The organism is Exiguobacterium sp. UBA3968, from assembly GCF_002385115.1.
Lineage (GTDB): Bacteria > Bacillota > Bacilli > Exiguobacteriales > Exiguobacteriaceae > Exiguobacterium_A.
In genome coordinates this window covers 8637-10635 of sequence record NZ_DGCW01000010.1, presented here as the reverse complement: position 1 = coordinate 10635, position 1999 = coordinate 8637, and the positions used below count along the sequence as shown (strand labels likewise).

At 48.4% G+C, this 1999-nt stretch carries 2 protein-coding genes; both read right to left on the bottom strand.

Features of this window, described 5'->3' with window-relative positions:
• Nucleotides 1-104 precede the first annotated feature (104 nt).
• Complete coding sequence (gene gltX, locus B3S86_RS15125; protein ID WP_290754268.1) at nt 105-1553, bottom strand: glutamate--tRNA ligase; 1449 nt, start codon at nt 1551-1553, stop codon at nt 105-107.
• Between the two features lie 43 nt (nt 1554-1596).
• On the bottom strand, nt 1597-1999 hold a 403-nt coding region (gene ispF, locus B3S86_RS15120; protein ID WP_290754266.1), incomplete at its 5' end, for a 2-C-methyl-D-erythritol 2,4-cyclodiphosphate synthase.

Sequence of the window (1999 nt, the reverse complement as noted above, 5' to 3'; positions counted from 1 at the left end):
CACTCAGAGGGGCATTTCATGATTCGCTTCTTCAAGCCCTCGCACCATTCGAGCTTGTCTCTGGAGAAGAAGACGCATCGTTACTTTCCTCGTCTACGCTTTCGTTATTCTGCTTCAAGCCGTGCAAGCACACGGTCTTTTCCTAGTAATTGAATCGTGTTCGGGAGTTCTGGACCATGCGTCTGTCCTGTCGTCGCAACACGAATTGGCATGAACAAGTTTTTTCCTTTTTGACCAGTCGCTTTTTGCGTCGCTTTGATCGATGCTTTGATTGCTTCTGGTGTCCACTCTTCGAGAGCGCGTAACTGGTTCGCGAATTCTGCAAGTACAGTCGGAACCGTCTCGCCACTCAAGACAGTGTTTGCCTCTTCATCATACACCACTTCATCCTCAAAGAACATCTCTGAAAGCTTGACGATTTCCGCGCCATGCGTCATCTGTTCGCGGTATAGCGCGACAAGATCACGTGCCCAAGCGAGCTCTTCTTCTGAAGGTGACGCTTCGACGCGACCTGCTTCTTGTAGGAACGGAAGACTTGCTTCGAATACTTCTTCGAACGATTGATGTTTCATATACTGACTGTTGATCCAAGCCAATTTGTTTTGGTCAAAGACAGCCGGACTCTTCGAGAGACGATCCGCGTCAAAGATCTTGATTAACTCTTCTTTCGTGAAGATTTCCTCTTCGCCGACAGGTGACCAGCCGAGAAGCGTGATGAAGTTGAGTAATGCTTCCGGGAGATAACCGAGCTCTTTATACTGCTCGATGTACTGAATGATCGAGTGATCACGCTTCGAGAGTTTCTTGTGTGCTTCATTGACAATCAATGTCATGTGACCAAACGTCGGGTATTCCCAACCGAACGCATCATAGATCATCATCTGTTTCGGTGTGTTCGAAATATGATCATCTCCACGAAGAACGTGACTGATCGCCATCAAGTGATCGTCGATGACGACAGCAAAGTTATACGTCGGAATGCCGTCTTTTTTAACGATGACCCAGTCACCGAAGTCTTTTGATTCGAACGAGACGTCGTCTTTGACGATATCATTCCATGTATACGTGACATCTTCCGGTACACGAATCCGAATCGATGGCGTGCGACCTTCTGCGCGGAACGCTTCTTCTTGTTCTGCTGTCAGGTTACGGTGTGCCCCTGAATAACGTGGTGCTTCTCCGCGTGCGATTTGCGCTTCGCGTTCTGCTTCGAGCTCTTCCGATGTCATGTAGCAACGGTAAGCGAGTCCCTTTTTAAGTAACTCATCCGTATACTTTTGATAGATATCAAGACGCTCCATTTGTGAATAAGGACCGTACTCACCACCGCGACCTGGACCTTCGTCCCAATCGACACCGAGCCACTCGAGATTCTTCATTTGACTCTCGACCCCACCTGCGATGTTCCGCTTTTGGTCCGTATCCTCGATTCGTAATACCATCTTGCCGCCTAAATGGCGTGCAAACAGATAGTTAAATAATGCAGTCCGGGCATTCCCGATATGCAAGTGTCCTGTTGGACTTGGGGCATAACGTACTCGTACTTCTGCCATTGCCAATCACTCCTTCGACTAAAATTCGCTTATCTAGTATACCTTATTCTTCGATTCGTTTCAGTAGAATCACTGCTTGACAAGCGATTCCCTCTTCTCGTCCCGTAAAACCTAACCATTCCGTTGTCGTTGCCTTGACATTGATCTGTTCAATGTCCGCTTCGAGTAATTCTGCGATCCGAGCGCGCATCGTGTCGATGTACGGACGAAGCTTTGGTGCCTGTGCGATGACTGTCGCATCTAGGTTGCCAAGCTCATACCCTTGTTGTTTAACGAGCGCGTAGACATGCTGCAGTAATTTTGCTGAATCCGCATCCTTGAATTCCGGATCCGTATCCGGAAAATGTTTTCCGATATCCCCCGCTGCAATCGCACCAAGTGCTGCGTCGGCAATCGTATGTAACAAGACGTCTGCATCCGAATGACCGAGCAATCCTTTCGTATGC